Raw genomic sequence first — 6,015 nt, 5'->3', positions numbered from 1 at the left:
AATTTACTACAAAGATCAAAAGAAAAATTGAATTTTAAGCAAATAAGAACAAAGTTAGCTTATAATAAAGATGAGTTGAATAAGATTTTTAAATCAAATTTATTTTTATGAAAAAGCCGTGTATTTTAATAATATTTGGAACTATTTTATTTATTTTATATATAAAAAAAACCTAGCTTGCCGCTCGTAAAGTGCTCCCACGAACTTGTAGTCAGTGTCGTACTAGCTATTCAAAAAACAACCCAGCATTTTTAATCAAGAATATTGGGTTTTTACGATGAAACTTTTATAATATTATTGCCGTTCGACACTCGAAAAATTTGAGTGCCAGCGTGGAGAAACAGCAGAATATATGAATAATTTGATAAAAAAATATTCAAATGGAACTTATAATAAGAAAGATTTGAAAAGAAAAATTTCTAAAAATATAAATACCACAGTTATAGATACTGGAGCAAATGCAAGAGAAAGTTATATAAAAGATGAAAAGAGAATTAGAAATGACCAAAAGGTTATTAGAGATAGAGAAAGAAAACGCTAAAAGAATAGATTATTTATTGATTACATGTTTGTTTTTGATCATGTTTAAAACTTCATATGGACAATTAGTTTTAAATGATAGTACTAAATTTGAAATTCGAAGAACATCATTGAAATTTATTACTCCAAATAAAATCGAAAAATCTAAGTATCTAATTACAGTAGAAGAAAAATCTAAGGATTTAAAATTTTTGAAGACATTAAATAAACAAAGTATAATTTTGTTATTGGAAGATGAAAATTTTGATTGGAGAATTAATTTGATTTTATATGATGTTTTTAAGAAAGATGCACTACTTTTTTATGTGTTTGATATTAGAAATAGATTAGATTGGGTCAAGTATGATAAAGATAAAGATATAATATATTGGAAAAAAGAATTAGATAATTATGGTATTTTCCCGCTGGCGCGAGAATAAATAATCACTAGTGCTCGATTGTATCAGGTGCCGTATCAGCTACTCAAGAAAAACTTTACCAGCATTTTTAATCAAGAATACTAGGTTTTTACGATGAAACTTTTATAATATTATTGCCGTTCAACACTCGAAAAATTCGAGTGCCAGCGTGGGTAAATGTTGCGAAAAATTTTGAATCATCTCCTTTTTAATGACCCAATGTTTAAAGTAAAATACGATGAAAATAAATCAATAAGAGGAGGTTTATTAGATTATATAGATAAATTATGAAGAAAAATATATTAGAAAAAATCATATTTGATATACGTTATCTTTCAGATAAGTGGACTTATATTTCATGGCTGTTTACTTTAGGTTTTTTATCTCTATTTTCTTTTGGTTTTTACCAAATTTTTAAGGAGAAAACAAAGTTATCTGAATGTTCTGTAGAAACAAAAGCAGTTATTTACAAGATTACTCGAGGATCAAGAGGGGCACACAAATATTATGTTTTTTATGTTAATAATGTTAGATATGATAATCGGTTCGTTACCTCCCATTCTTTACAAATAGGAGATATTGTTGAGATAAAATATAGTTGTGAAGATCCTTCAATTAGTAGAAATATAAAAGTTTATTAATCTAAGATCTTCCTAGTTATAGATAACTAAGTACTCCCACTAACTTGTAGTTCGTGGCGTTTCAGCTGTTAAAAAAAATAAGCAGTATTTTTATTTTGAATGCTGGGTTTTTATGCTGAAATTTTATAATATTATTGCAGTTCGACACTTGAAAAATTTGAGCGTCAGTGTTGGCAAAAAAAGGAAAAAGTCTGTGTTAAGAAATCTATACGTAAATTTAAAAAATCTAATTTTGAAGGAAAAACAATTTAATATTTTTAGAGTAGTAAAATATATTTTATTTTTTGTTTGTATCTCTTCTTTTTCTCAAGAAAATGAAAAGACAGCATTTCTATTTTTTAAAGATGTATTATTTAAAGAAGAATTTAAAAATGAAAGTATAAGAATTAAATTCTCTGGTAAAACAACAGGATATAAGTCATTTTCATTATTTTTTAATTGTTTGAAAATGGAGGAATATGATACTATATCCGAAGATAATTTAAATATTGAAAATGAAGAGATAAAATGGATAAGTCAAAAAATAAAACTGACTAATAAAGTTAAAAAAGATAAAGTAACAAGATATGAATTATTAATATTTAATGAGTTTAATTTTGACGATAAATCTATAGTTTATATGAGATTGGATAATAAATCAAATATGTGTATGGGTTATTTTCTATTTAATAGTGAAGGAAATATTATTGATTGGTGTTTTGAACGCCTTTTTATTTAAGTTCCACAGATGGCGCGAGTTTTAGATAACTAAGCACTCCCGCTAACTTGTAGTTCGTGGCGTTTCAACTGTTAAAAAAAACAAGCAGTATTTTTAATCAAGAATACTGGTTTTTTATGCTAAACTTTTATAAAAGGATTGCCGTTCGACACTCGAAAAATTCGAGCGTCAGCGTGGGGGATTTTTAAGACCCATAAAGAGAAAAATAAAGCATCAAAAGGTAAAAGCACAAGTGGTTAAGTAGAACTAAATTTAATTTAATATGGAAAAGTATATCAAGAGTTTAAAAAATAAGATGTTTTTTGTAATATTAATAATAATCTTAGGTTCTTGTACTGAAAAAGTAAACAATAAGAAGATTATAAAGTATAATAATAAAGAATATAAATTAGATTCTTTTTTTGTAGTTGATATATATGAGAGAGTATATCAAACAGATTTACATTTAAATGTATCTAAAGATACATTATCAATATTAGAACACTGTTATGATGATAAATATATGATTTGGAATATTGGTTCGTTAAATATGGAGAAACCAATTACTTGGTCTTTAAATAATAATTGTGGGATGATAACAATAATAGATGATTTACAAAGTAGATTGAAATCTATAGATACACTAAATAATAATATTTATTGGTTTGATATAGAATTGGGATATGATGCAGGTGTGGATTCCCCAAAAAGTAAAAGTACTTTGATTTTTTCGAAAGAAAAAGGTATTATTTGTTTGATAAAAAAAGATTCTATGAACTTAGCTCCTTTTTATTAATAGCAATCCCAGCTGGCACGCGAATAAATAATCGCTAGTGCTCGATTGTATCGAGTACTGTACCAGCTACTCAAAAAAACAAACCAGTATTTTTAATTATTAATTACAAATTTTTAATTACAAATGCTGGGTTTTTTATGTTTAAAATTTTTATGTTAAGGATGTATGTTACTTGAAAGAATTCGAACCCCAGATGGCACGCTAATAAATAATCGCTAGTGCTCGTGTCCTCACGAGTACCGTACCAGTTGGTAAATAAAACTAAACCAGTATTTTTAATTGTAATTTTTCAATTAAGAATACTGAATTTTTTATGTTAAAATTTTGTATTATTGTTTTTAAAAATAAAAAATGCTGAAAAAATAGCGTGTTTTGAATTAAGGCTGTTGGTTTTTTATATTAGAATTTTATAATATTATTGCCGTTTGACACTCGAAAAATTCGAGCGCTAGCATGGGTAGATTTTCTTCAAATAGATGAACTTAATGAAAATATTAAATCTTTTAATGTTTCATCTGGTACTTTCTTTAATACACAGAAATCTCAAGTGGATAAAAATTCTGAAAGATTACTTTTAGGTATTGACTATTAAAAATATAATTAAAATGATAAAAGATATAATTTTTGATACTAAATTCATGTTTTATAATAAAAATGAAGGAGGTACTAGGAAGATTTATAAAGGAATGTTTGTTTATTTATTAGTTAATTTAAAAGAAGATCATTATGAATTAAAAGGATTGACACCAGATGAATTAAGTTATAGATATTCTCAAAAGGCTTTTTTTTTAGATATAGATGAAACTAAAATAGAACGTGATAAATGGACTTTTGCAAAAATGATATTGAATTGCTATACAATGGAAAGTTATTATGAAAAGGGATTTAAAAAAGGGGATCATTTTCTTTTAGTTGAATTTGGTAAAATTATTGGAAAAGGTATTATAAATGATATTTATATGATTTATTATTAATCCCCCGCTCGTCCTCAAATGAATAATGAAAGACGCAAGCAACCGATTGTATCGGGTGCCGTACTAGCTACTCAAAAACCAAACCAGTATTTTTAATTAAGAATGCTGTTTTTTTTGTGTTAAAATTTTGTATTATTGTTTTTTTAAGATTTAAGCTATTAAAAAGTAATAGTTTTTAAATTAGGATTAATATTACTTTCAAATCTTGTAGTAATAGATATTACAGAAGTACAAGACGGATTGATTTCCAATATTAATACAGACGATATCTTTAAAACAGACGTTCTTTCTTATAATGATTACTACCCTTTCGGAATGTTGATTCCAGGAAGACATGCTAGATCGGATGATTATCGTTATGCGTTTAATGGTATGGAAGCTGATGACGAGATTAAAGGTGAGGGGAATTCTTATGACTTTGGAGCTAGGATGTATGATAATCGTATTAGTAGGTTTTTTAAGATGGATCCAAAATTTATGGAATTCCCTTATTGGTCACCATATAGTTTTGCAGGGAATAATCCTATTAGATTTTTTGATAAAAATGGAGAGTCTCCAGGAGATCCTATGCATCATGAATTTTTAACTACGGTTGCTATTGAGGTTTATAATTTTATTAAATCAAAAGGAGGATCTACTAGAGGAGCGTTGCTTGTTATATCCCAAGCAAGTTTTGAATCATTGTGGGGGAAAGAAGCAATTAGATATAAAGATTATAATCTTTTTGGAATAATGACATTAGGAGAGGATTATAAACGAACAACATCACATGGGAGAGTTAGGGATTACTCTAAAAAAGGAGGGTTTGCAGCTTCTGTTTCAGATTTTTATAATAATGTAAGTAGAAAATGGGAAGGATATGCAGTTCTTTTAACTAAAAACAGTTTTACTCCTGATGATATTGATAAAGCTCTTTATACAGGTGATTACATTGAATGGGAAAAAGAAAGAAATAAAACAGGACATTTTTCTTATAATTGGGATGATGTTGATGAACCAACAAAAACTAATAATAATGAATATGGTACTCGTTTATTTAATCAAATGAAATCAGTTAAGAAAAGATTTTTGAATAGCTTGAATTATCAAATTGAAAAAAACAATAAAAGAATTAATGAAATAAATGACGTTATATCTGAATTAAATTGTCATACTGAATGTGATAATTCTCCTTACAGAAAAGATTTAATAGATGAGAGATCTTATCTAAATAATCAAAATAAAGATTTAAATACTATAAAAGACGAAGTTTCAAAAGAGGAATTATAATTTAAGATGAAGTTAATAATAAGTTTTGTTGTAATATTTTTATTAAATATTGTAATGTTAAAAAATGAAGAAGATTATTGTAAAAATATAAGAAATAATTTTTCAATAATTCAAAAAGATGGAACAGAAAAAATTATTGTATATTCTGGAAGATGTAATGAAAAAAAAATAATGATAACACAATTTAATAATTTTTCTTTATCTGGTATTAGCATACCAAATAATTCAATTAAGATTAATGATTCAATTTTAGAAAATAATATTTCATATTTTAAATCAAATGAAACAATTTTAATTGGTTTATTAGGGAATAATAATTCTTTAAATTTACATGAGATTGATATTAAACGAAAAAAAAGTAGAGATTTAGGTATACGAACTTTAAGTGATTTTTACTATATAGATTCTAAAAATAATTTTATTATAACTACTTCTAATTTAAGAGATTTAGATACTTTTTTTAAAGTTAAAATTAATAAGTATGATTTAAAGAAATATAATTTAATTGGAAGTAAAGAAGTAAAATTTATTATGAATGAAAAAGATTCAATTTTAAATTCAATTGAAAATATATTCTCTGCACCCCCCCCCCCCCCCCCCCCCCCCCCAGATCCCGCGAGTATTAGATAACTAAGCGTTACCGCAAGTTTTTAACTTGTGGCGTACCAGCTGCCCCCGCTCATCCGAGATTTAGGTAATT

At 26.3% G+C, this 6,015-nt stretch carries 8 protein-coding genes; all 8 read left to right on the top strand.

Annotated elements, in window-relative coordinates; all coding sequences use genetic code 11:
- Window positions 1–352 precede the first annotated feature (352 nt).
- On the top strand, window positions 353–541 hold the full coding sequence (locus tag I0K12_RS21640; RefSeq protein WP_196890273.1) for a hypothetical protein: 189 nt from the start codon (window positions 353–355) through the stop codon (window positions 539–541).
- On the top strand, window positions 483–959 hold the full coding sequence (locus I0K12_RS21635) for a hypothetical protein (protein WP_196890272.1): 477 nt from the start codon (window positions 483–485) through the stop codon (window positions 957–959). The genes I0K12_RS21640 and I0K12_RS21635 overlap by 59 nt, the downstream gene beginning before the upstream one ends.
- A 266-nt stretch (window positions 960–1,225) precedes the next feature.
- Window positions 1,226–1,579: a hypothetical protein gene (locus I0K12_RS21630; RefSeq protein ID WP_196890271.1), complete on the top strand. Its 354-nt coding sequence runs from the start codon at window positions 1,226–1,228 to the stop codon at window positions 1,577–1,579.
- 232 nt (window positions 1,580–1,811) lie between these two features.
- Window positions 1,812–2,297 (top strand): hypothetical protein, encoded by a 486-nt coding sequence (locus I0K12_RS21625; protein WP_196890270.1) that lies wholly within the window; start codon window positions 1,812–1,814, stop codon window positions 2,295–2,297.
- Window positions 2,298–2,559: 262 nt separating this feature from the next.
- Window positions 2,560–3,072 (top strand): hypothetical protein, encoded by a 513-nt coding sequence (locus tag I0K12_RS21620; protein ID WP_196890269.1) that lies wholly within the window; start codon window positions 2,560–2,562, stop codon window positions 3,070–3,072.
- 605 nt (window positions 3,073–3,677) lie between these two features.
- Complete coding sequence (locus I0K12_RS21615) at window positions 3,678–4,046, top strand: hypothetical protein (RefSeq protein WP_196890268.1); 369 nt, start codon at window positions 3,678–3,680, stop codon at window positions 4,044–4,046.
- 240 nt (window positions 4,047–4,286) lie between these two features.
- Entirely contained in the window at window positions 4,287–5,315 is a 1,029-nt protein-coding gene (locus tag I0K12_RS21610) for an RHS repeat-associated core domain-containing protein (RefSeq protein ID WP_196890267.1), read from the top strand.
- A 6-nt stretch (window positions 5,316–5,321) separates the two neighbouring features.
- The gene (locus I0K12_RS21605; RefSeq protein ID WP_196890266.1) at window positions 5,322–5,945 is read left to right on the top strand and encodes a hypothetical protein; all 624 of its coding nucleotides are present in this window, start codon (window positions 5,322–5,324) and stop codon (window positions 5,943–5,945) included.
- The last annotated feature ends 70 nt before the right edge of the window (window positions 5,946–6,015 follow it).

Source organism: Aureivirga sp. CE67, from assembly GCF_015767245.1.
Taxonomy (GTDB): Bacteria; Bacteroidota; Bacteroidia; order Flavobacteriales; family Flavobacteriaceae; genus Aureivirga.
This window is presented reverse-complemented; position numbering and strand designations above follow the sequence as displayed.